22 protein-coding genes are annotated in these 21,960 nt (G+C 73.4%); 15 read left to right on the top strand and 7 right to left on the bottom strand.

Annotated elements, in window-relative coordinates:
* The first annotated feature begins 70 nt into the window (after positions 1-70).
* The 3 genes from ACFYS8_RS10025 (at position 71) to ACFYS8_RS10015 (ending at position 2,262) form a co-directional block, all read left to right on the top strand.
* Positions 71-541 (top strand): hypothetical protein, encoded by a 471-nt coding sequence (locus tag ACFYS8_RS10025; protein ID WP_387638352.1) that lies wholly within the window; start codon positions 71-73, stop codon positions 539-541.
* Between the two features lie 244 nt (positions 542-785).
* Complete coding sequence (locus tag ACFYS8_RS10020) at positions 786-1,322, top strand: RNA polymerase sigma factor (RefSeq protein WP_387638349.1); 537 nt, start codon at positions 786-788, stop codon at positions 1,320-1,322.
* A complete protein-coding gene (locus ACFYS8_RS10015) occupies positions 1,309-2,262 on the top strand; it encodes a CU044_5270 family protein (protein WP_387638347.1) in 954 nt (317 codons plus the stop codon). Before ACFYS8_RS10020 ends, ACFYS8_RS10015 begins: the two co-directional genes overlap by 14 nt.
* Positions 2,263-2,325: 63 nt before the next feature.
* Here the strand turns inward: ACFYS8_RS10015 and ACFYS8_RS10010 are convergent, their stop codons facing one another.
* Positions 2,326-3,063 (bottom strand): isocitrate lyase/phosphoenolpyruvate mutase family protein, encoded by a 738-nt coding sequence (locus ACFYS8_RS10010; protein WP_387638344.1) that lies wholly within the window; start codon positions 3,061-3,063, stop codon positions 2,326-2,328.
* Between the two features lie 41 nt (positions 3,064-3,104).
* On the bottom strand, positions 3,105-3,725 hold the full coding sequence (locus tag ACFYS8_RS10005; RefSeq protein ID WP_387638341.1) for a DsbA family protein: 621 nt from the start codon (positions 3,723-3,725) through the stop codon (positions 3,105-3,107).
* Between the two features lie 333 nt (positions 3,726-4,058).
* Between ACFYS8_RS10005 and ACFYS8_RS10000 the strand changes: the two genes are divergently transcribed.
* Positions 4,059-5,306 carry an IS701 family transposase gene (locus ACFYS8_RS10000; RefSeq protein WP_387638339.1) on the top strand — a complete coding sequence of 416 codons (1,248 nt, stop codon included), beginning with the start codon at positions 4,059-4,061 and terminating at the stop codon, positions 5,304-5,306.
* 61 nt (positions 5,307-5,367) lie between these two features.
* On the opposite strand, the gene ACFYS8_RS09995 is transcribed toward ACFYS8_RS10000, so the two are convergent.
* Positions 5,368-7,308 (bottom strand): helix-turn-helix domain-containing protein, encoded by a 1,941-nt coding sequence (locus ACFYS8_RS09995; RefSeq protein ID WP_387638336.1) that lies wholly within the window; start codon positions 7,306-7,308, stop codon positions 5,368-5,370.
* Positions 7,309-7,570: 262 nt separating this feature from the next.
* On the opposite strand from ACFYS8_RS09995, the gene ACFYS8_RS09990 reads away from it, so the two are divergent.
* Complete coding sequence (locus tag ACFYS8_RS09990; RefSeq protein ID WP_387638334.1) at positions 7,571-8,317, top strand: methyltransferase domain-containing protein; 747 nt, start codon at positions 7,571-7,573, stop codon at positions 8,315-8,317.
* Positions 8,318-8,334: 17 nt separating this feature from the next.
* A complete protein-coding gene (gene pabB / locus ACFYS8_RS09985; protein ID WP_387638331.1) occupies positions 8,335-10,488 on the top strand; it encodes an aminodeoxychorismate synthase component I in 2,154 nt (717 codons plus the stop codon).
* Here pabB and ACFYS8_RS09980 read toward each other — a convergent pair.
* The 3 genes from ACFYS8_RS09980 to ACFYS8_RS09970 form a co-directional block, all read right to left on the bottom strand.
* Complete coding sequence (locus ACFYS8_RS09980) at positions 10,397-11,551, bottom strand: transaldolase family protein (protein WP_387638328.1); 1,155 nt, start codon at positions 11,549-11,551, stop codon at positions 10,397-10,399. The two genes, pabB and ACFYS8_RS09980, sit on opposite strands and share 92 nt — an antisense overlap.
* Before the next feature lie 208 nt (positions 11,552-11,759).
* Entirely contained in the window at positions 11,760-11,969 is a 210-nt protein-coding gene (locus ACFYS8_RS09975; RefSeq protein ID WP_387638326.1) for an acyl-CoA carboxylase epsilon subunit, read from the bottom strand.
* Positions 11,970-11,972: 3 nt separating this feature from the next.
* On the bottom strand, positions 11,973-12,455 hold the full coding sequence (locus tag ACFYS8_RS09970) for an ester cyclase (protein ID WP_387638323.1): 483 nt from the start codon (positions 12,453-12,455) through the stop codon (positions 11,973-11,975).
* A 157-nt stretch (positions 12,456-12,612) separates the two neighbouring features.
* Here ACFYS8_RS09970 and ACFYS8_RS09965 point away from each other — a divergent pair, with 157 nt between their 5' ends.
* From ACFYS8_RS09965 to ACFYS8_RS09935, 7 genes are all read left to right on the top strand, one after another.
* Positions 12,613-13,635: a ketoacyl-ACP synthase III family protein gene (locus ACFYS8_RS09965; protein ID WP_387638321.1), complete on the top strand. Its 1,023-nt coding sequence runs from the start codon at positions 12,613-12,615 to the stop codon at positions 13,633-13,635.
* Positions 13,636-13,753: 118 nt separating this feature from the next.
* Positions 13,754-14,236: a nuclear transport factor 2 family protein gene (locus tag ACFYS8_RS09960; protein ID WP_387638319.1), complete on the top strand. Its 483-nt coding sequence runs from the start codon at positions 13,754-13,756 to the stop codon at positions 14,234-14,236.
* Positions 14,233-14,679 (top strand): hypothetical protein, encoded by a 447-nt coding sequence (locus tag ACFYS8_RS09955; protein WP_387638317.1) that lies wholly within the window; start codon positions 14,233-14,235, stop codon positions 14,677-14,679. Before ACFYS8_RS09960 ends, ACFYS8_RS09955 begins: the two co-directional genes overlap by 4 nt.
* A gap of 34 nt (positions 14,680-14,713) precedes the next feature.
* Positions 14,714-16,168 carry an MFS transporter gene (locus tag ACFYS8_RS09950; RefSeq protein WP_387638315.1) on the top strand — a complete coding sequence of 485 codons (1,455 nt, stop codon included), beginning with the start codon at positions 14,714-14,716 and terminating at the stop codon, positions 16,166-16,168.
* A gap of 187 nt (positions 16,169-16,355) precedes the next feature.
* Positions 16,356-17,393 (top strand): ketoacyl-ACP synthase III family protein, encoded by a 1,038-nt coding sequence (locus tag ACFYS8_RS09945; RefSeq protein WP_387638313.1) that lies wholly within the window; start codon positions 16,356-16,358, stop codon positions 17,391-17,393.
* Positions 17,394-17,612: 219 nt separating this feature from the next.
* The gene (locus ACFYS8_RS09940; protein ID WP_387638310.1) at positions 17,613-18,260 is read left to right on the top strand and encodes a UbiX family flavin prenyltransferase; all 648 of its coding nucleotides are present in this window, start codon (positions 17,613-17,615) and stop codon (positions 18,258-18,260) included.
* A complete protein-coding gene (locus ACFYS8_RS09935; protein ID WP_387638308.1) occupies positions 18,257-19,732 on the top strand; it encodes a UbiD family decarboxylase in 1,476 nt (491 codons plus the stop codon). The genes ACFYS8_RS09940 and ACFYS8_RS09935 overlap by 4 nt, the downstream gene beginning before the upstream one ends.
* Positions 19,733-19,793: 61 nt before the next feature.
* Here ACFYS8_RS09935 and ACFYS8_RS09930 read toward each other — a convergent pair whose 3' ends face one another.
* Positions 19,794-20,240 carry a hypothetical protein gene (locus ACFYS8_RS09930; RefSeq protein ID WP_387638305.1) on the bottom strand — a complete coding sequence of 149 codons (447 nt, stop codon included), beginning with the start codon at positions 20,238-20,240 and terminating at the stop codon, positions 19,794-19,796.
* Between the two features lie 128 nt (positions 20,241-20,368).
* Here ACFYS8_RS09930 and fabG point away from each other — a divergent pair, with 128 nt between their 5' ends.
* A complete protein-coding gene (gene fabG / locus ACFYS8_RS09925; RefSeq protein WP_387638303.1) occupies positions 20,369-21,115 on the top strand; it encodes a 3-oxoacyl-[acyl-carrier-protein] reductase in 747 nt (248 codons plus the stop codon).
* Entirely contained in the window at positions 21,112-21,867 is a 756-nt protein-coding gene (locus ACFYS8_RS09920) for a 4'-phosphopantetheinyl transferase family protein (protein ID WP_387638301.1), read from the top strand. Before fabG ends, ACFYS8_RS09920 begins: the two co-directional genes overlap by 4 nt.
* Positions 21,868-21,960: the final 93 nt, after the last annotated feature.

Here is a 21,960-nt window from a genome sequence, read left to right as displayed (position 1 = left end):
AGAACCCACCCTCCCGGCCGTAGCGACAGCCGTCGAGGCGGCGGCCGAGCCGCCCGGGGAAACCCCGCCGGTGCCGGACGAACAGACCCGCGCGGCGATCGCCGTCCTGTACCGGGTGATTCGGCCCGAACCGCGCCTGCGCCTCGGCGAATCCGAGGCCCGCACCCTCGCGCCGCTGGTCGCCCAGTGGCTGGAGCACGGCGCCACCCCCGCCGACCTCGCCCGCGCCCTGCTGCCCGGACTCCCCGTTCCGCTGCACTCCCCAACAGCTATTCTCCGCAACCGACTTGAACGCAAACTCTCCCCGGCTCATCCGGACGTCCGCCCCGCAGTCGACCACCGCCCCGAGTGCACCAAGTGCAACGATCCCGTCCCCGAACCGGGCATCTGCCGCCCCTGCGCGGGCCTCGCCACCCGCCGCGCCCCGGCCGTCGGCGGTGGCGCGGGAGTCACCCGCGCAGGCGCCGCGCGGGTGCGGGAGGCGGTGCGGGCGGCGAGGGACGCGTTGCAGCTCGGCCCGAACGGGGTGAACGTCGGCTGAGGCGGCGGGCAGGCCGCACCGCTGTCGGATCGTTCCGGAGCGAGCGGTACGACCGGAACACCCGCTGCGGCTCCTGCGTCGGGTGCTCGAAGCGAGGGCCAGGACGTAGCCGAGCATGAGGAAGCTCCGTCCGGGCAGAGGTGATGACTGTCCGTCGGTGGAGAATTCTCCGGCCTTGGCGTAAGAACCGGCGGGGTGCCGGACACAGACAGGACGGAGGCCGAGGACAGGGGGAGCGGTGGGTGTGGCTGAGGAGTTCGGCGTGCTGTTCAACGAGCAGCACACGGCGGTGCTGCGCTACGTCCGGCGGCGGGCGGGTGCTGACAGTGCGGACGATCTGGCGGCCGAGGTGTTCGTCGTCGCGTGGCGGCGCTGGGCGGAGGTGCCGGCCGACCCGCTGCCGTGGCTGTACGGGGTTGCGCGGAACGTGGTGGCCAACCACCTTCGTGGGCGGGGCCGGGCCGAGCGGCTGGCCGCGCGGTGGGAGGCCGAGCCCCTGCCGCCCGCGCCCGACGTCGCCGAGGAGGTGGCCGCTCGGGACGGGGCGCATGCCGCGTGGGCGCGTCTGGGGGAGCGGGATCGCGAAGTGCTGGCGCTGATCGCCTGGGAGTGCCTCGGTGTCCGGCAGGCGGCCAGGTCTCTCGGCTGTAACCCGGCAACGTTCTCGGTGCAGTTGCTGCGGGCCCGGCGCCGGCTTCGCGCGGCACTCAATGAGTCCGTGTCACCCGACTTCGACTCCGCGAGGCCGACCGTCCTGGAGGTGAACCGTGCGAACGGTTGACAGCGTGAAAGCCCTGCTCGCCGACAGCGATCCTGCCGCCGACCTGGTGGGGAACCCGGCTCGACGGCAGCGGGACCTGGAGAAGATCGTCCTGGCCGACCGGACGGACGCCGCCGTGCCCCGGCCCGCCGTCCCGGTTCTGCGGCGCAAGCGGCTGCTCGTCCCGCTCGGGGCGCTGGCGGCGGGCGCCGCGGCCGCACTCGTCTTCGGGCTCTTGCCGGGCGGCACCGCCAGCACCGCCCATGCCGTCACTCCGCCGCTGCTGAGCTACCAGGCGCCGGCGACGACAACTCCCGCACCCCAGCTGCTCGAAGAGATCGCGCAGCGGACGGCGGCGCTGTCCGAGCCGGATGGCCCGGACGCCGTCCTGGAGTGGAAGGAGTGGAGCCTGTTCACCCGGATCGACGGCAACAGGGTGTCCTCCCGGGTGATGGCCGAGGACCGCAAGGTCGTGATTCATGCCGACGGTTCCGGCACCCTGACCCGAGCCTTCGAAGGGGAGAAAGGAAAGACCGAGCCCCACGAACGGGGGCTCTATCCCGATCCCGTCCCGGCGGACCCGGATGCCCTGCGAGCCGTGCTCCGCCGGTCCACTCCCGCTGTCGACGACCCCGCCGGCGCGGCCGAGGCGCTCCGCGGACTGCTCCGCGCCCAGGCGTTGAGCCCGGGGCAGCGCGCGGCAGTGCTCCGGCTGATCGCCGCACTGCCCGGCCTGCGCCACGACGGGACGGTGGTCGATCGGGCAGGCCGGCTGGGCGAGGCGGTCTCCGCGGAATCGGCCCGCAGCGGCCTGCCGTCGCGGTACACGTTCATCATCGACCCGGCCACCGGCAGGATCCTCGGCGACGAGGACATGCTGACCGAGTCGGCCGGCGCGCTGAATGTCCCGGTGCCGTCGGTGATCAGCTACACCTCCTACCTGGTCGCGTACCGGCGCTGACGCGGCTCCCACAGGCCACTGGCCCTCCGTCCCGAACGAGGCGGAGGGCCAGTGGGGTGGGGGTTACTGCGGGGCGAGGCGCTGGGCCAGGGTGGTGATGGTGGTGGCGGAGTGTTGCTGGAGGGAGCCGCCGTAGGTGACGCGGGAGGCGCCGAGGGTGCCGAGGTGGGTGGGGGTGGTGGTGTCGAGGTGGCAGAGGGCGTTGAGGGGGGCGGGGATGGCGGCGGCGAGGGCGGGGAGGGCGGATTCGGGGGCGAGGATGGGGTAGATGACGTCGGCGCCCGCGTCGATGTAGAGGGCGGCGCGGGCGGCGGCGGATTCGACCTCGTGGTCGCCGAACAGGAAGGTGTCGACCCGGGCGTTCAGGACCAGGCGGTCGCCGGCGGCGGAGCGCACTTCGGCGAGCCAACTGGCGTGTTGGGAGGGGTCCTTGAGCTGGCGGGTGGCGGCGGTGGAGTCCTCCAGGTTGCAGCCGATCACCCCGGCCTCCAGCAGGCGTTCGACGATCTCGGCGGGGGCGAGGCCGTAGCCGGCCTCGATGTCGGCGGTGACGGGGACGTCGACCGAGCGGGTGATCCGCTTGAGCGCGGCGAACATCTCGTCGGCGGGGGTGTCCTCGCCGTCCCGGTAGCCGAGTGCGGCGGCGACGGCCGAGCTGGAGGTGGCCAGCGCGGTGAAGCCGGCGTCCGCGAACGCCCGTGCGCTGATGGCGTCCCAGACGTTGGGGAGGACCAGCGGGTCCGCGGGCTCGGTGCGGGTGTGCAGGGCCAGGAACTCCCCGGCGGTCATGGTGGCGGTCATCGGGCGGTCTCCTTCTGCTGGTGGGTACAAAAGGCTGCGGGTCAGTCGAAGCTGAGCGATCCGGTGCGGGTGCGCTTCAGTTCGAAGAAGTCCGGGAAGTTGGCGAGGGCCCGGGCGCCGTCGAAGATGGCGGCGGCCTGCTCGCCGCGGGGGATCGAGTTCAGGACCGGCCCGAAGAAGGCCACCCCGTCGATGTGGATGGTGGGGGTGCCGACGTCCTCGCCGACCGGGTCCATGCCCTCGTGGTGGCTCTTGCGCAGGGCCTCGTCCCACTGGTCGGTTTCGGCTGCGGCGAGCAGTTCCATGGGCAGGCCGAGCTCGGCGAGGGCCTGGCCGGCGACGATCGCGAAGTCCTTGGTGCCCTCGTTGTGGATGCGGGTGCCCAGGGCCGTGTACAGGGGCGCGAGCACCTCCTCGCCGTGCTGTGCCGCGGCGGCGGTGCAGATCCGGGTGAGGGAGAGCGAGTTGTCCACCAACTCTCGGTACCAGTCCGGGAGTTCGCGGTTCTCGTTCAGCACGTACAGGCTCATCACGCGGAACCTGAGGTCCAGGTCGCGGAGCTGCTGGACCTCGAGGATCCAGCGGGAGGTGATCCAGGCGAAGGGGCAGGCCGGGTCGAAGTAGAAGTCGACCTTCGCGGTGGGGGTGGTGCTGGGCTTCAACGCGGTGCCTCCGGTCTCGGCTGCGGCGGAGGCTTGTCCTGCGCCGGCAGGCGGTGCTCAACCAGCGAAGCGTATGCCGGGGAGAGTTGACTCATCATCACGTTTTGTGGGTGTCATCGGTGGTGCGGGCACGGTCGTATGGTGCGGATGGTGCCCGGGCCACCGGATGGAGAGTGCCGGAGGGGTGTTCGACCGGGTCGTGCGGCGGGTGGCGGTGGCCGGACCACCATCGGGTGCGGCAGGCCGGTGCGCCGGACACCTACGCGCAGGCGCTTCGGGTGCCTAGCGTTCGATGAGGCACGTACCAGTCATCCGTCCGGTCGAGGGGGTTCCATGAGCGGTCTCGCCCTGCACGTGCGGGATGCCCTGAGCGGGGGCGACGCGCCGGTTGCCGGCACCGTCGGCGCGCCGGTTGTCGGCACCGTCGGCCGGGCCCTGCTCGACGAGTTGGGCCCGGTCCTGTTCGCGTCCCTGCGCCGCAGCGACCAGCGGGACAAGGGCGCGCAGTACGTGCGCGGCCTGATCGACGCCCGCGGCCGCAAGACGATCCGCAACATCGCCGCGGTGGTCGGCGGCGCCGGGGCCGAGCAGAGCCTGCACCACTTCGTCGCGGGCTCCACCTGGGACTGGGTGCCCGTCCGGCAGGCGCTCGCCCAGTACCTGGCCCGGGTCGCGCCGCCGCAGGCGTACGTGGTGCGCCCGATGGTGGTCCCCAGGGCCGGGCAGCACCTGGTCGGAGTGGACCGGCGGTTCGTGCCCGCCCTCGGCCAGGTGTGCAACGTCCAGCAGGCGGTGGGGGTTTGGGCCGCCTCCGGGGATCTGACCTGCCCGGTCAACTGGCGGCTGCACCTGCCGCAGGCCTGGCTGGACAACGAGCCCCGGCGCAGCCGGGCGCTGATCCCGGACGGGGTGGACGCCGAGACCCTCGGCGACTGCGCGCTGGAGGCGGTGCTCGGCCTGCCGGGCCGCTGGGGTCTGCCGGTGCGGCCGGTGGTGCTGGACGCCCGGGACGCGGACGGGCTGCGGACCGTCCGCCGGCTGCGGGCCGCCCGGATGCCGGTGCTGGCGAGGATCGACGGGGGCCTCCCGCTCGTCCCGGCCGAGGCCGCGGCGTCCGTTCCGGGGGCCGGGCGGGTGTCCGCGGATCGGCTGGTTACCGCCGTGCGGGAGAACTGGCGTCCGGTGGTGTGGTCGGGCCACAGCGGTGGGACGCGGGCCGTCCCGGTCTGGTCGCTGCGGGTCCGGGTGCCCGCCTGGGCCGGGCGGCTGGTGCTCGGGCCGCCCGGCGAGGACCTGCTGCAGCTGGCCTTCGGCGGGCCGGCGCGGGGCCGGCCGGTCGAGCTGTGGCTCACCGACCTGGTGGACCTGCCGCCGGCCGCGCTGTTCCGGCTGACCCGGCTGACGCACCGGGTGGAGCGGGACTTCGAGCGGATCTCCGACCGGGTCGGCATCCGCGACTTCGCGGGCCGCTCCTTCGACGGCTGGCACCGGCACATCACGCTGGCCTCGGCCGCGCACGCGGTCACCGCGCTGGCGGCAGGGGCCGTGGTGGGGCCCTGCCCGCGGCAACGGGCGGGGTGACGCCGTGTCAGGAGTCGTTGTTCGGGGGCTCGTCGGCAGCAACGGGCGGGGTGATGCCGTGTCAGGAGTCGTTGTCCGGGGCCTCGTCGGCGGCGCGGTCGAGCAGCAGCCGGCGGATCCGGGAGAGCTTCAGGGCGAGCTGGATCTCGAACGCGCGGTCGGGCTTCTGCCAGTTCGGGCCGAGCAGTTCGGAGATCCGCTCCAGCCGCCGGGCCACCGTGTTGGTGTGCACGTGCAGCCGTTGCGCGGCGTAGGTCGGGCTGTTGCCGGTCTCGAAGTAGGCGTACAGCGTGCGGGCGAGCTCGGTGAAGCGCTGCTGGTCGTAGTCGAGGACCGGGCCGATGGTCGAGTCGATGAAGCCCTCGACGTCGTGGTTGTCGGCCAACAGGACGCCGAGGAAGCCGAGTTCGCGGGCCGAGGCGGCCTTGCCGACCGCGCCGAGCGAGGTCATCGCGTCCAGGCAGCGCAGGGCCTCCTGGTAGCCGTGGAACACCGAGGTCGGGTCGGTCACCGGGCCGGCCGCGCTGACCGTCACCGGATTGCCGAGCAGCGGGGCGAGTTCCTCCAGGACGGAGCGGGCGGCCGCCCCCGGGTCGGTGCCGGGCAGCAGCAGTACCGCGCGGCCGTTGTGCACCCGTTTCAGGCCGCTCATCCGGTGCGCGTACAGGTTGGCCCAGGTCGCGGCCTTGCCCTGGGCCTCGCACTCCGGCCGGGCGATCACCAGGACGTGCGGGGTGGACAGGTCGATGCCCAACCTCCGGGAACGCAGGGCGAGTTGCTGCGGCGGCCGCTGCGGGCTGGCGAGCAGTTCGTCCAGCAGTTCGTCGCGGACGTGGCCGACGGCGGTCGCGGCCCGGCTGCTGTCCAGCAGCAGCGGCACGGCCACCGCCTGGGCGACCAGCCGGCAGATCTGCTCGGCGTACTCGCCGCGGTCGGACGACGGCCGGACCACCAGGGTGCCCAGGTTGGAGGCACCGGCGGTCACCGGTGCGGCCCACAGCCCGTCCGGCAGCCGGACCGGGCGGCGGGCCGCGTGGGTGTCCATCGCGGTGGCGGTCGCCGTGGTCTCGGACAGTTCCGGCAGCTCGCCGGTGAAGCTCAGCACGGTGCCGTCGGTCGCGTACAGCCGCAGTTCCAGGCCGAGTTGACGGCCGGCCTCGCGGATCAGGGCGTGCACGTCGCCACCGGAGAGGGCCAGCTCCAGCAGCTCCTGGTGGACCTCGGTGATCCTGCGGGTCTGCTGCAGGCCGGCCTCGGTGCGCAGGCTCTGCAGCTCCAGGGCGGAGACCGCGGCGGTGGACTGGCCGAGCAGCCGGGCCTTCTCGATCGCGACGCCGCCCAGGTCGCCGAGCGAGGTCATCAGCGCGATCTCGTCGATGGTGAAGTAGCGGACGTTGCGGTCCGCCACGTACAGCACGCCGAACGGGGTGGTGCGGTGGCTCAGCGGCACGCCCATGATGGCGTGCAGGCCCTCGGCGCGGACCACCTCGTCCAGCTCCGGGTGGTGCTCGATCCGTTCGTCGGCGAGGTAGTCGGGCGTCCAGAACGGCCCGGGGTTGGCGAGCACGTTGCTGCCCAGGCCGGAGTCGTCCGGCAGCCGCAGGCCGACGCTGAGCATCGAGGTGTGGCCGTCGGACGTCCGGACGTAGATGTAGCCCTCCTCGTCGTCCGGGAAGCTGATGTACGACATGTCGACGTTGAGCAGCAGCCGGGCCCGACGGGTGATCACCTTCAGCAGGCCGTCCAGGTCGTACGGCATCGCCAGGTCGCGGGCGGTGTCCACCAGGGCGGCCAGGCCGGCTTCGCGCTGCTGGCGGCGTCTCGACTGCGCGTGGATGCTCAGCCCGAGCTGTCTGAGACGGCGGATCGACTCCAGGTCCTGCGCCGACTCGCAGCCGCGGAACGCCTCTTCGACCAGGGTGTCGAGTTGGGCGATCGGCGCCTCGGCGGCGAGCAGTTCGAGAACGCTTAGGGCCACCGATTCCGCCGGCCGATGCGCCATGACAGTCCCTCCCCCGGACCCCCTGAAGCCGACCAGACTACGGTAAGGCCTCGGCCACGGACCGTATGCGGAACCGAACAACCCGTCAAGGTTTGGTCAACTCCTGTGGTCCGGCCACCGGTGCCCGGACCACCGTTCCCCGAGGCGCGGTGTGTTGCCTCCTCACCTTCCTGCGGAGCGCCGGCGTGCGTTTGGGTTGCCCCAACGGAACGCAGGTGGCGACAGCCGGTGAGCCAGGGGGGCAACCTTGATGCAGGACGTCATGGACTACAGACGGTCGCTGGAGCGCAGCAGCCTCTCCCGCAAGCGCCGGGAGGGCGCGTCGACCTTCACCATGCAGGGCCGCGAATGGGACTTACTGCCAGGCGTGTTCGCGCCGGCCGACTCCCCGTCCACCGTGACCGCCCTCGGCCTGCTCGGGCTGGCCGGGCCCGCGGCCGCCGCCCGCGGCTCGCTGCTGGAGATCGGCTGCGGGACCGGCCTGATCGCGGTGAGCGGCGCGGTGGCCGGCTGCGAGCGGGTGGTCGCCTCCGACATCAACCCGGCCGCGGTGGAGAACGCGCAGCTGAACGCGGGCCGGCACGGCGTCGCGCACAAGGTCCGCACCATGCACAGCGACCTGTTCGACGGGCTGGACCCGGACGAGCGCTTCGACACCGTGTTCTGGAGCTCCAACTACGTGATGGCGCCCGAGAGTTACCGCTACCAGCACATGCACGAACGGGCCTACGTGGACGCCGGCTACGCCGCGCACCGCCGCTTCCTGGCCGAGGCGTGGCGGCGGACCACCCCGAACGGCTCGGTGCTGCTGCACTTCTCCACCCGCGGCGATCTGATGGCGCTGATGGGGATCGCGTACGAGTGCGGCCGGGCGCTGCGGATCCTGCGGACCGTCCCGGTGCAGGAGGGCGAGCACCTGGTGCAGCACATGCTGCTGGAAGTGGTCGAGCGGCGGCGGCCCGGCGGGCGGGCCGACGCGGTGCCCGCGCAGGCCGGCCGGCGCGGCTGAACGGGGGAGGGCATCCGATGCGAACGCTGCTGGTCGACAATCACGATTCCTTCACCTACAACCTCTTCCACTACCTCGCCGAGGTCAACGGCGAGGAGCCCGAGGTGGTCCTCAACGACGACCCCGGCTGGCGCCCCGGCCACCTGGGGGGCTTCGACCAGGTGGTCCTCTCGCCCGGGCCCGGCGACCCTCGCCGCGCCGCCGACTTCGGCATCTGCCGGGAGATCCTGCTCGGCGGCGACCTGCCCACGCTCGGGGTGTGCCTCGGCCACCAGGGCATGGCGGCGCTGCACGGCGGCCGGGTCTCCCGGGTCGAACCGGTCCACGGGCGGGTGTCCGCGGTGGAGCACGACGGCTCGGAACTGTTCGCCGGACTGCCCTCGCCGTTCGACGTGGTGCGCTACCACTCGCTGGCGGTGGACCGGCTCGCACCCGGACTGGAGGCCACCGCGTGGACCGCGGACGGCGTGCTGATGGGCCTGCGGCACCGCGAACGCCCATACTGGGGGCTCCAGTTCCACCCCGAGTCGATCGGCGGCCGGTACGGGCACCGGCTGCTGGAGAACTTCCGCGACCTCACCGAACGGCACCACCGGCAGGCCGGCCGGACGCTCCGGCCGGCGAACCGCACACAGCCCGCCGAAGCCCCGGCCCCGGGAACGGCAGTGCGCCGGTACACGGTGCTCAGCCGGGCCCTGCCCACCGGCTGGGACGACGAGGTCGCCTACGACCGGCTGTTCCGCGCCGGGGTGAACCCCTTCTGGCTGGACAGCAGCCGGCCCGACGCGGAACTCGGACGGTTCTCGATCATGGGCGACTCCGCCGGGCCGCTCGGCCGGACCGTCACCGCCGACGCCTGGCGGCACACCGTCCGCGTCACCGGCCCGGCCGGTGAGCGGACCACCGACGGCGCCCTGCTCGACTGGCTGGACCGCGACCTGCGCGGAACGAGCACCCAACTGCCCGACCTGCCCTGCGACTTCGCGCTCGGCTGGGTCGGCTGGCTCGGCTACGAACTGAAGGCCGAGTGCGGCGGCGACCGCGCCCACCGATCCGAACTCCCGGACGCCGCACTGGTGTTCGCCACCCGCGCGGCAGTGCTCGACCACGCCACCGGCACCACCCACCTGCTCGCGCTCGCCAATGAAGGCCAACAGGCCGACGCCGCAGCCTGGTTGGACGCCGCGGCCGGACAGCTGGCCGACGCGGCGGGAGCCCGGCCGCGCCCGGCCGAACGGCCCGCGGCGCTCGGCCGGATCCGGGCCCGGCACGGCCACCGCCGCTACCTCGACCTGATCGGCGAGTGCCACCGCCAGATCGCCGCCGGCGAGACCTACGAGGTCTGCCTGACCAACATGCTGGAGACCGGCGGCACCCTGGACCCCTGGGAGGGCTACCGCCACCTGCGACGGGTCAGCCCGGCGCCGTTCGCCGCGCTGCTCCGCTTCGACGGGGTGTCCGTGCTCAGCAGCTCACCCGAACGCTTCCTGCGGATCGACCGGGAACGGCGTGCCGAGTCCCGGCCGATCAAGGGCACCCGGCCGCGCGGCGCCACCCCGGAGGAGGACCGGGCGCTCGCCGAGGACCTGCGGACCAGCGAGAAGGACCGGGCCGAGAACCTGATGATCGTCGACCTGGTCCGCAACGACCTCGGCCGCTGCGCCGAGGTGGGCAGCGTCGAGGCGGACGAGGTGTTCCGGGTGGAGACCTACGCCCGGGCGCACCAGCTGGTCTCCACCGTCCGGGCCACCCTGCGCGCCGACCGCAGCGCGGTGGACTGCGTGCGCGCGGCCTTCCCGCCCGGCTCGATGACCGGCGCGCCCAAGCAGCGCACCATGCAGATCATCGACCGGCTGGAGGCCGGCCCGCGCGGGGTGTACTCCGGCGCGATCGGCTACTTCTCGCTGAACGGCGCGGCCGACCTGAGCGTGGTCATCCGCACCGCCGTGGTCACCGGGGGACGGGTCCGGTACGGCGTCGGCGGGGCGGTCATCGCCCTGTCGGACGCCGAGGCGGAGTGGCAGGAGACGGCGGTCAAGGCCGCGCCGCTGGTCGCGCTGACCGGCGCGGAGTTCCCGCTCACCGACCGTCCCGAGGTGCGCCGGCCTTCCCGCCCAGCCGGGCCTCCATCGCGGCATGCAGCCGCATCCAGGAGTCGACCAGTCCGGTGATGTTCTCCGACTCCAGCCGCCGCACCACCGCCCGGTACGGGATGCCGAGCCGGCCCAGCCGGTCGTGCACGGTCAGGGCCGCCTCGTGCTGGCCCATCAGGGTGTCGCCGCGCAGGCGCAGCGCCCGGGCCGCCTCGTCCAGCAGCGGCCGGGTCATCGCGTGCACGGTGCCCCAGGAGACCAGCCCCTCGACGTACCAGGAGCGGGCGGCGGCGGTGTCGGCGAGTTCGGCGGTGGACCAGAGCAGCCGCTGCGGGCGGGCGCCGTGGGCGCGCAGGGCCCGCCAGCGGGCGCTGCCCAGCTGCTCCTCGTACACCTGGTAGAGCAGCCGGGCGGTGGCGACGGCGCCGGTGCCGCGCAGTTCCAGTGCGGGGCCGGTGCCGATCGCGGTGAGCCGGCGGTCGATCTCCCGGTCCACCGGGCCGACCGGCAGCGACGCCACCGAGGCGATCCGGGACACCGTCCGGCCGGCGCGCAGCGCCCGCTCCAGGCCGCCGAACCAGGCGTCCACCACCTCCCGGTAGCGCTGGACCGAGAACACCCCGGTGGCGTGCACGCCGATGCCGAGGGCCACGCAGTCGCGCAGGGCGGTCAGGCCCTCCGGGGTGGCCGGGATCTTCACCAGCAGGTTGGGCCGGTCCACCGCGCGGACCAGCTCGATCGCCTCGGCGGTGGCGGCGGCGGGATTGTGGGCCATCCGCGGGTCCATGTCGGCGGAGACCAGGCCGTCGTAGCCCTGGGTGGCGCGGAACACCGGCAGCAGTTCGTCGGCGGCCATCCGCAGGTCCTGCACGGAGATCGCCCAGACCGCGCCCTCCACCGACACGCCGTGCTCGGCGAGCCGGGCCAACTGCTGGGCGTAGGACGGTTCGTCGGCCAGCCGGGCGGCCAGCAGGGCGGGATTGGAGGTGGCGCCGCGCAGTCCGGCGGGTTCGGTCAGCCGGGCCGGCCGGTCCGGTCCGAACAGGCCCCGGTGGAATCCGTCCAGCCAGGGTGAGACGCCTTCGGCGACCAGGGGGCGCAGGTCTCCGCGGTGCGTCGGGGCGACCGGGGTTTCCTTCACCTGGATCACTGCTCCTCGGTTCTGCGTCGATCCGAAACCGGCGCCGGGGCACGAGGATAGGCAGTCGATTCGTGCCCGGAAAACTCGTGGTCCGCGTCAATGTCAGGTCGAAGGGTCGTATGGGATCGGTCAGTTGGGGCCGGGCCGCCGGAACCCCGCCGTCCGGTCGTGCGGGCTCCGTGACAGCGGAGCCCGTACGACCGGTCGGTCACCGCCAGCTGACGGGGTTTCGGTAGGAGACCAGCCGCTCCGGGCGCAGCCAGCGCGCCCGGGGGCGGTGGCTGCCGTGGGCGAAGCGCGGGGCGGCCGGGGGACGGGCGGCCAGGGCGGCCAGGACGGCGGTCAGGACGGCGAGTTCCTCCGGCCCGGGGTTGCCGCGGACGATCCGGAAGGCCGGGTGGTCCGCCGCGGGCGTCACCGCTCAGCCTTTCCGCGGCGTCTCGGCGCCGAGCTGGGCGTACATGTCCAGCAGGTCGTCGGAGAGCCAGTACTCGGCGATCCGGCCCTGCGCGTCGAGGCGCACGATGTCCGCGCCGCGCAGCGTTATCCCGGTGCCGGGGGGTGCGGTGGCGGTGGCCGGGCGGCCGCCGGTCCAGACGCCGCGGTACTCCCAGCGGGCCATCAGGTAATCGCCGCAGGAGAACGGGCCGAGGGTGGTGCGGATCCGGGCGTCCTCCCGGAACGAACCGCGGAACAGCGCGATCCAGTTCACGAAGTCCTCCGGGGTGCGGATGCTCGCGGCGGGCGGCATGCCGACCTCGGGCAGGTGGAGCGTCAGCTCCGGCGCGAGGATCCGCCGGCCGATCTCCCGGTCGCCGTTCCACAGGTCCATCCAGCGCGACCAGAGGACGGCGCGGCTCGCCTCCACCGGCTCGGAACGCGGGTCGAGTGCCAGGTCAGTCATCAGGGCCTCCCGTTCGGCGACCGCCGGCCGGGCGGTCGGCGGTCGGTGAGGACAGAGCGGATCCGGGCGGCGGCGGATACAGCGGCGGGCCGTACCCGGCGCGGCCGGGCGGGGCTCTGTCAGGACGAGCCCACGCCGTCCGAGCCGAGGAGACCCGATGCGTTTCACCGAGCTGACCGTCCGCGCCGCGCGGACCTGGCTGCCGCCCCGCCGGAGCGCCGCCGACGCGGTGCTGGCCGGCGAGGTGGACGCCGCCGTCGCCGAGGCCTCCGGGGCGGTCGAAGTACCGGTTTCCGCGGACGCGTCCGGCCCCGAACTCGCCGTCCGGGCCGGTCAGTCGGCCCTGGCGGCGGCCGGGCTGCCGGCCGGACGGCTGGACCTGCTGGTGCACGGCTGGATCTACCACCAGGGCCACGACTTCTGGTCCCCCGCGCACTATGTCGCCGACCGGCTGGGCGCCGGGCAGGCCGTCCCGTTCGGCGTCCAGCAGATGTGCCACGCCGGGGCGATGGCCCTGCACACCGCCGCCGGACTGCTGGAGGCCGACCCGGCGCTGAACACCGCACTGGTCACCACCGGGGACCGCTTCACCCGGCCCGGCTTCGACCGCTGGCGCAGCGACTACGACGCGGTCTTCGGGGACGCCGGCACCGCCGTCGTGCTCGGCCGCGGCGGCCCCGGACTGCGGCTGGTCGCCAGCCGGGTGGTCGCCGCCCCCGAACTCGAGTCGATGTACCGCGGCGAGGACGCGTTCTCGCCCGCCCCGCTCACCCACCGCGCCCCGATCGACGCCCGCCGCACCAAGAAGGAGTTCCTCGCCGCCGGCGGCATGGAACTGCTCCGCAAGGCCGCCCCGCCGAAGGTCCGCGAAGCCCTGACCGGCGCACTGGAGGACGCCGGACTCGCCGCCCGCGACCCGCGGATCCGCGCCGTGCTGCTCTCCCGCCTCGGCCCCAAGACCATCGACCTGCTCTACCGGCCGGTGATGACCGAACTGCTCGACGCCGAACTCGTCCACCTCGGCGCGCGCACCGGCCACCTCGGCGGCGGCGACGCCCTCGCCAACCTCGCCGACCTGGACCGGCTGGAGCTGCTGGCACCCGGCGAGTCGGCGCTCTGCTTCGCCGGCGGCGGCGGCTTCACCTGGTCCTGCATGGTCGTCGAACGCCCCGCCCGCTGACCGTCCGGAACTTTCCCCGCGTCAGGTGTATCCGCGGCCCCGGCACCCCGCTCTGTCCTGGTGAGCCCGGGGGAGCAGCACCCCCGGCCACCGGACGGGCGACACAGGAGGACAAGCGATGTCCGTGCTGGACGAGGCGACGACGGGAACCGTCCCGCTGACGCGGCAAGAGGCCGAGCGGATCTGGAACGGCTGGCTGCGCATGTGGAACGAGGACCCGTCCCACGCGCGCACGATCATCGCCCCGACGTACCGGCTCCACCTGCCGACCGTCGGCGCGACCATCGACCCCGCGGACATCACCGACCCGGCCGCCATGGAGAACTGGGTCCGCGGCTTCGCCGGAAAGTTCGGCGAGCTGACCTACCGCACCGACGTCGGCCCGGTGGTCGACGGCGACCTGCTGGTCGTCCGCTGGTACGGCACCGCGATCTGCAAGGGCCTGACCGGCTGGCCCCGCGACGTCGCCGGCCGCCCGATCCGCTGGGTCGGCGTGGACATCCTGCGGGTCGCCGACGGCGTGATCACCGAGGCCTGGACGCAGGGCGCCGAGACCACCGAGGGCGCCGGGCCGGCTGTTCGGGAAAGCAGCGCCGCGTGAGCGCCGACACCCGCGAGAGCGGCATCGAACTGTTCCAGCGGTGGACCGGGATGTGGAACGGCGACCTGACGATCGCCGACCGCATCCTCGCCCCCGCCCTGCGCGTCCGGTTCGGCAACGCGCTGCCCACCGTCGACAGCGACGCCTTCGGCACCCCCGAGGACGTCAAGGGCTTCGTCAAGCTGTTCCGCGACTCCCACACCGACTTGCGCTACTTCGTCGAGGGCACCCCCGTGGTCGAACTGGCCTCCCCGGGCGGCCCCGGCACCCACCAGGTGGTCAGCCGCTGGTACAGCGCCTACCGCGGCCCGGGCGGCAAGCCCGTCGCCAACAGCGGCATCGACCAACTGGCCTTCCGCGACGGCCTGATCACCGAAGTCTGGTCGGTCACCGGAAACCGCACGTTCGCCACCGTCGGCGCTGTCGGCGCCCTCAACGGCTGATCCCGAACCCACGCTCCCGAGAGGATCCACGCTCATGGCCCAGTCGGTGGAGGAACTCCCCACGACAAAGGTGGCGGCGCCCGTCGCGCCGCCCGAAGACCGGTCGGTGGCCCGCCGCCGGATGCTCACCTTCCTGGTGCTGTGCGCCGGGTTCGTGATGACCCAGCTCGACATGATGATCGTCAACGTGGCCTTCCCGGCCCTGGAACACGAGTTCCGCGGCTCCACCGTGGCCGGCCTGTCCTGGACGCTGAACGCCTACACCATCGTCTTCGCCGCCCTGCTGGTGCCGGCCGGACGGCTCTCCGACCGCTCCAGCCGCAAGGGCGGCTTCCTGATCGGCCTCGGCCTGTTCACCGTCGCCTCCGCGCTGTGCGCGATCGCCCAGAACGTGCCGGAGCTGGTCGCCGCCCGCGTCCTGCAGGCGGCCGGCGCCGCGGCCATGGTGCCCACCGCGCTCGGCCTGCTGCTGGCCGCCTACCCGGCGGAGAAGCGCGGCGGCGCGATCCGCGCCTGGACCGCCGTCGGCGGCATCGCCGCGGCCATCGCCCCCATCCTCGGCGGCTCGCTGGTGAACCTGGACTGGCGCTGGATCTTCCTGGTGAACCTGCCGTTCGGCATCGCCGCGCTGCTCGTCGGCCGCCGCGTGCTGCCCGCCAACCAGGAGCCCGCCACCGGCCCGGTGCCGGACCTGTTCGGCGCGGTCTTCCTGATCCTCGGCATCGCCTCGCTGGCCCTCGGCCTGGTCAAGGCCCCCGAGTGGGGCTGGGGTTCGGTGAACTTCGTCGGCGCGATCGCCGTCGCGGTGGCGTCCTTCGCCGCCTTCTTCGTCCGCTCCGCCCGCCACGCGCACCCGGTGCTGCCGCTCGGCCTGCTGAAGCTCCGCTCGTTCAGCATCGCCAACGTGCTGGCGCTGACCTTCAACATCGCGTTCGCCGCGATGCTGTTCTCCTTCATGCTGTGGGCCGAGACGGTCTGGGGCTACTCCGCCCTGAAGACCGGTCTGGCGCTGGCCCCCGGCACCTTCCTGATGCCGCCGCTGGCCTTCTCGGTCGGCAAGCTGGTCAAGCGCTTCGGCGTCACCGCGGTGATCACCACCGGCTGCGTGCTGCTGACCGGCGCGCTCGCCTGGTGGGCGGCGCTGGCCGCGGCCGACGCCTCGTACTGGTCGATGCTGCTGCCCGGCGCGGTGCTCGCCCCGGTCGGCACCATCCTGGTGATCACCGCGCTGGTCGGCGTGGTCACCCGGGACCTGCCGGCGCCGTCCTACGCGACCGGATCGGCCGTCAACATGATGGTCCGGCAGATCGGCCTGACCGTCGGTGTGTCGGTGTTCATCGCGGCCTTCGGCACCCCGCACGGCGTCGCCGAGACGGTCAAGGCGTTCCAGCACGGCTGGGTCGTCACCGCGGCACTCGCTGGGGCCGCGGCCCTGGTCGCCCTGCTGCTGGCCGCCCTGCCCAAGGAGACCGCCGCGGCCAAGGGCTGAACCGACCGCTCCCGCCACCTCCGCAGAGCCGCCGCGCCCCGCCCGGGCGCGGCGGCTCCGGCACGTTCCGGACTCCGTACGAACGGGTCGAACGGGTGGGCGACGGGCTGTATCCGGGCGGCCGGGCGCGGATCTGTACGGGTGTAGAGGGCACCACCGCCACCGCACCCGCAAGGAGTCGCACACCATGAGGTTCACCAACAAGATCGGCATCAAGTCGGCCGCCACCTGGCTCCCGGAGACCGTCGAGACGATCGAGGAGCGGATCGCGGCGGGCCTCTGCGACGCCGAACGCGGCGAGGCCATGGGCATCACCGAGGTGCCCGTCAGCGCCGACCTGGCCGGCCCCGAGATGGCCGTGCTGGCCGGCCGCAAGGCCCTCGCGGCGGCCGACTGGGACCCGGCGAAGATCGGCTTCCTGGCCCACGCCAGAGTGTTCCACCAGGGCCACGAGAAGTGGTCCTACGGCCACTTCGTCGCCAACGGGGTGGGCATATCCGACCGGGCCTTCCCGTTCGGCATCGAGCAGCTGTGCAACGGCGGGGCCGCCGCCCTGCACCTGGCCGCCGCCCACCTGATCGCCGACCCGGACCTCGAGTCCGCCATGACCACCACCGGCGAGCGCTTCTTCGCGCCGGTCTGGGACCGCTGGGCGCAGCACCCCTGCATCGGCTACGGCGACGGCGGCACCGCCGTCCTGCTCGGCCGCGAGGCCCGCCCGGACGACGCGCTGCACCTGCTGGCGCTCACCCACTCCACCGCGCACGAGATGGAGAGCATGGAGCGCGGCGACAACCCGTTCAGCCAGTACCCGATGCAGCACTCCAAGACCTGGCCGACCAACGCGCAGCGCGGCGAGTTCAACGACCGCATGGGCGAGAACCACTTCCCGGACGCCGCCCGGCGGCACACCCAGATCTCCCTCGACCGGGGCCTCGCGGAGGCCGGCCTGGAGCACGACGACCCGCGGATCAAGTACATCACCATCTCCCGGGTCGGCCCCGGGCTCCAGGAGATGATGTACGGCCCGGCGCTCAGCACCGTGAAGGCCCAGCAGATCAACCTGGGCACGAAGACCGGCCACATGGGCGCCGGCGACCTGCCCGCCAACCTGGCCGACCTGATCTCCCAGGACCTGCTGGCCCCGGGCGAGTTCGCCATCATGTGCAGCGCCGGCGGCGGGTTCACCTGGACCACCTCGATCGTCCAGCGCCCGGAGCGCTGAGCCGCCTCCGCCCCGGGGCCGGCCCCCACTCCGGCCCCGCCCCCGCCCCTTCCTCCGCCCCTTCCGGACCCCCACCCGGATCCTGGCCCGGACCCCCACCCGGGCCCCGGAACGGCCGTCCCACCGGCCGCCCGCGCGCCGCCCCGCCCGGTCCTCCCCCCTCGGACCGGGCGGGGGCGGCGCACGTCCTGTTCCACTGCCTTCAGCTGAGGAGAAGTCATGAGTCGGACCCCCGCCCCGGAACGCGTCGTGGTCGGGATCAGCGGCGCCACCGGAGTGGTCTACGGCATCCGGATGCTGCAGGCGCTGCGGGTCCTCGGCGTGGAGAGCCACCTGGTGATGTCCCGGGCGGCCAGACTCACCCTCTCCTACGAGACCGAGCTGACCGTCAAGGAGGTGCAGGCCCTCGCGGACGTCCACTACGGCCCCGAGGACGTCGGCGCGGCCGTCTCCAGCGGCTCCTTCCGCACCGCCGGAATGGTGGTCGCGCCCTGCTCGGTGAAGTCGCTCGCGCAGATCGCCACCGGCTCCTGCGACACCCTGCTGGCCCGGGCCGCCGACGTCACGCTCAAGGAGCGCCGCCGGCTGGTGCTGATGGTCCGGGAGACCCCGCTGACCCTCACCCACCTGCGCAACATGGCCACCGTCACCGAGAACGGCGGCATCATCGCGCCCCCCGTGCCCGCCTTCTACACCCGGCCCGACAGCCTGGACGACGTGGTCGACCAGACCGTCGGACGGGTGCTGGACCTGTTCGGCCTGGACACGTCCGGATTCCCGCGCTGGGGCGAGTTCCCCCGGAACGCCCGGCACCAGACCATCGAGACCGCCTGCCCGGCGGAGTGGGAAGCGAGCGTGACCCGGTGACCCGGAAGCACCTGAAGAGCCTGCGCGAGTACCTGGACGCGCTCGCCGAACTCGGCGACCTCCGCGAGGTCGCCGAACCCGTCGACACCGAGCTGGAGATCGGTGCCGTCATCCGGCGCGCCGTCGAACGCAACGACCCGGCACCGCTGTTCACCGCCGTCACCGGACACGCCCCCGGCTTCCGGGTGCTCGGCAACCCCGGCGCGCTCAGCTCCCTGCCCGGCGCCCGGTGGGCCCGCGCCGCGCTCTCCCTCGGCCTGCCCGTCGACAGCCACCCGCTGGAGATCGTCGAGGAGTTGGCCGGCGCCCAGCGGCTCACCCCGATCGCCCCGGTGATCGTCGAGGACGCGCCCTGCCAGCAGAACGTGCTGCTCGGCGAGGACGCCACCCTGGACGCCTTCCCGGTGCCGCTGATCCACGACGGCGACGGCGGACGCTACATCAACACCTGGGGCGCGATCGTGGTGCGCACCCCCGACGGCACCTGGACCAACTGGTCGATCGCCCGGATCATGAAGGTCGACGGCCGCACCATGGCCGGCATGATCAACCCGCCGCAGGACCTCGGCAAGATCTTCAAGCTCTGGCAGGAGCGCGGCGAACCGATGCCGTACGCGCTGGTCCAGGGCTGCGAGCCGGCCGTCCCGTTCGTCTGCGGCATGGGCCTGCCGTCCGGCGTGGACGAGGCCGGCTACCTTGGCGCCTTCTTCGGCGAGGCGCTGGAGACGGTCCGCTGCAAGACCGTCGACCTGGAGGTCCCGGCCAGTGCGGAGATCGTCATCGAGGGCCACGTGTCCCTCGACGAGACCGTGCCGGAGGGGCCGATGGGCGAATTCCTCGGCTACGTCTCCGGGCAGCCCCGGCAGCGCAACGTCTTCCGGATCAGCGCCATCACCCACCGGGACGACCCGGTCCTGCCGGTGGTCTCGGCCGGCAAGCCCGTCGAGGAGGACCACACCGGCGTCGGACTGACCTACTCCGCCGTCGCCCTGACCAACCTGCGGGAGGCCGGGCTGCCCGTCACCGCCGCCTGGATGGTCCCCGAATCCGCCGTCAACCTGCTCGCCATCACCGTCCCGCGGGACTGGCGCGAACGCTCCGCCGGCGCCTTCACCACCACCCGGATGCTGACCCGCGCCCTCGCCCGGGTCGGCCTCAGGGCCAAGGTCGGGTTCTGGCTCAGCCGGGTCCTGGTGCTCGACGACGACATCGACCCGACCGACCTGCGCGACCTGCTCTGGGGCTTCGCCACCCGCTGCCACCCCGGGCGCGGCGAACTGCGCCTGGAGGACGAGCGGGTGACACCGCTGCACATCTTCTACAGCCAGGAGGAGATCCTGTCCGGCAGCGGACCGAAGACCGCCTACGACTGCCTGCTGCCCTGGGAGCCGGAGAAGCGGCCGCGCTCCACCGCGTTCAAGGACAACTTCACCGAGCCGGTGCGCCGCCGCGCGCTGGAGCTCTGGCCCTGAACCGGGCACCGGCGACGCGCAGGGCCCCACGGAGTCTTCCGTGGGGCCCTGCGCTGTGCGGTCAGGTCCAGGCCGGCACCGGGGCCTCCAGCCGGCTGAACACGCCCAACTGGTCGTCGGACAGCCAGTACCCGTCGAACCGGCCGTCCGGCCCGATCCGCAGCACGTCCGTGCCGCTGTACGCCACCCGCGTGCCGGGCGCGGCCCGCGCGCCCAGCGCCGTGCCGCCGTCCCAGACGCCCTCGCAGCGCCAGCGGGCCACCAGGTAGCGGCGGCCGTCCGGGCCGGAGACGGCGAACGGGCCCAGTTCGGTGCTGAACCGGGCGTCCCGGAAGGCCGAGCGGAAGTCCACGATCCACGTCGCCAGCGCCGCACCGTCGGTGAGCGTGCCCTCCTCGGGCATCCCGACCCGCGGCAGCCGGGCCTCCAGCCGCTCGCCCACCAGGTCGGCGGCGGCGGCGAAGTCGCCGTTCCACAGGTCGACCCAGCGTTCCCACAGTCGCTCCATCGGTCCCTCCCTCGATTCGTCTCTTTCGAACAGAGCGGCCCGGCAAGCCTGTTGGGACAGGTATCCAGGGGCCGGTCCGGAGGCTCTGTACAGGTGTCGGGACCACAGCGAACAAGGAGAGAAGACCCATGACCGAGTCGGCACCCCGGACCGCGATCGTCACCGGTGGCAGCCGCGGCATAGGCCGGGCCGTCGCACTCCAACTGGCCGCGGAGGGCTACCACATCGCGTTCTGCGGCCGCCGGGAGTCCGCCGAGGCCGAGGAAACCGCCGAACTGATCCGCGCGCACGGCGTGCAGTGCCTGCCGGCCGCCCTCGACGTCGCCGACTACCAGGCCGTCGACACCTTCGTGAAACGCGCCGAGGAGGAACTCGGGCCGGTCCACGCCCTGATCAACTCGGCCGGCATCGTCAAGGACAACGCCCTGGTGATGATGCCGCTGGCCGACTGGCACGCGGTGATCGACACCAACCTGACCGGCACCTTCAACTTCTGCCGCGCGGTGGGCTTCCACATGCTCAAGCGCCGCACCGGCACGGTCGTCAACATCTCCTCGGTGGCCGGCGTCTACGGCCACGCCACCCAGGCCAACTACGCCGCCTCCAAGGCCGGCGTGCACGGCCTGAGCCGCACCTTCGCCAAGGAGATGGCCCGCTACGGGATCCGGGTCAACGTGGTGGCGCCCGGCTTCATCGAGACCGACATGACCGACGCGCTCTCCGACCGGGCCCGCGCGCAGGCGCTGTCCATCGTCCCGATGAAGCGTTTCGGCAGCGCCCAGGAGGTCGCCGAACTCACCGCCTTCCTGGTCTCCGAACGCGCCGGGTACATCACCGGCCAGGTGTTCCAGGTGGACGGCGGCGTCGCGCTGTGAGACCCGACCCCCGCCCCCAGCCGCAGCAGTGGGACGGCGTCGACGTCTGGTGGATGGCCGTCCCGTCCCGGCCGGACGGGGACGCCGGGCGCCGCACCGAGGCCTGGGCGCTCGACCTGCTCGACCGGCAGCAACTGGCCCGCGCCGCCCGGCTCAAACAGGCCGAACGCCGGCACCGGTTCGTCTCCGCGCACGCCGGACTGCGCGTCCTGCTGGCCCGCTACCTGGACCGCGAACCCGACGCGGTGGCCCTGCACCGCGCCGCCTGCGGCCGCTGCGGCGGCGCGCACGGCAAGCCCTACGCGGAGGACGGCACCCTGCACTTCTCGATGTCGCACTCGGCGGACGGCGTGCTGTACGCCTTCGCCCGCCGACCGGTCGGGGTGGACCTGGAGACCGCGCCCGTCCGGCCCGGCACCGAGGAACGGCTGGCCGGCTACCTCCACCCGCTCGAACAGCACGACCTCGCCGCCCTGCCCGCCCACGAACGGGCCGCGGCGTTCCTGCGCTGCTGGGTGCGCAAGGAGGCGTACCTGAAAGGCATCGGCGTGGGCATCGCGCACGGCGTCGACGGCGTCCGGGTCGGGCTCGGCGCCCGGCCCGGCCGGCCCGGCGCCCGCTCCGAGGGCGAGGACGGCTGGCACCTGCTCGACCTGAACGTTCCGACCGGCTTCGTGGCGGCGGTGGCGTTCCCGGGAGCGGCCCCCCGGGTCCGCAGCCGGGTACTGCCACTGCTGCGGGCCCTGGCGTGACCACTGTGCACAACGACCAGGGCCGGTTACGGTGCGGAGGAGATCCGCGCCGTGACCGGCCCGTTCTGGCAGAGGAGGCGGTTTTCCCGTGGA

It is taken from the genome of Kitasatospora sp. NPDC004615 (genome assembly GCF_042873545.1).
Taxonomy (GTDB): domain Bacteria; phylum Actinomycetota; class Actinomycetes; order Streptomycetales; family Streptomycetaceae; genus Kitasatospora.
This window is presented reverse-complemented; position numbering and strand designations above follow the sequence as displayed.

Coding starts and splice junctions, on each gene's coding strand:
- ACFYS8_RS09990 (WP_387638334.1), top strand. CDS start 7,571: ATGGACTACAGACGGTCGCTGGAGCGCAGCAGCCTCTCCCGCAAGCGC.
- ACFYS8_RS09995 (WP_387638336.1), bottom strand. CDS start 7,308: ATGGCGCATCGGCCGGCGGAATCGGTGGCCCTAAGCGTTCTCGAACTG.
- pabB (WP_387638331.1), top strand. CDS start 8,335: ATGCGAACGCTGCTGGTCGACAATCACGATTCCTTCACCTACAACCTC.
- ACFYS8_RS10000 (WP_387638339.1), top strand. CDS start 4,059: ATGAGCGGTCTCGCCCTGCACGTGCGGGATGCCCTGAGCGGGGGCGAC.
- ACFYS8_RS09970 (WP_387638323.1), bottom strand. CDS start 12,455: ATGACTGACCTGGCACTCGACCCGCGTTCCGAGCCGGTGGAGGCGAGC.
- fabG (WP_387638303.1), top strand. CDS start 20,369: ATGACCGAGTCGGCACCCCGGACCGCGATCGTCACCGGTGGCAGCCGC.
- ACFYS8_RS09945 (WP_387638313.1), top strand. CDS start 16,356: ATGAGGTTCACCAACAAGATCGGCATCAAGTCGGCCGCCACCTGGCTC.
- ACFYS8_RS09965 (WP_387638321.1), top strand. CDS start 12,613: ATGCGTTTCACCGAGCTGACCGTCCGCGCCGCGCGGACCTGGCTGCCG.
- ACFYS8_RS09950 (WP_387638315.1), top strand. CDS start 14,714: ATGGCCCAGTCGGTGGAGGAACTCCCCACGACAAAGGTGGCGGCGCCC.
- ACFYS8_RS09930 (WP_387638305.1), bottom strand. CDS start 20,240: ATGGAGCGACTGTGGGAACGCTGGGTCGACCTGTGGAACGGCGACTTC.
- ACFYS8_RS10010 (WP_387638344.1), bottom strand. CDS start 3,063: ATGACCGCCACCATGACCGCCGGGGAGTTCCTGGCCCTGCACACCCGC.
- ACFYS8_RS09940 (WP_387638310.1), top strand. CDS start 17,613: ATGAGTCGGACCCCCGCCCCGGAACGCGTCGTGGTCGGGATCAGCGGC.
- ACFYS8_RS09960 (WP_387638319.1), top strand. CDS start 13,754: ATGTCCGTGCTGGACGAGGCGACGACGGGAACCGTCCCGCTGACGCGG.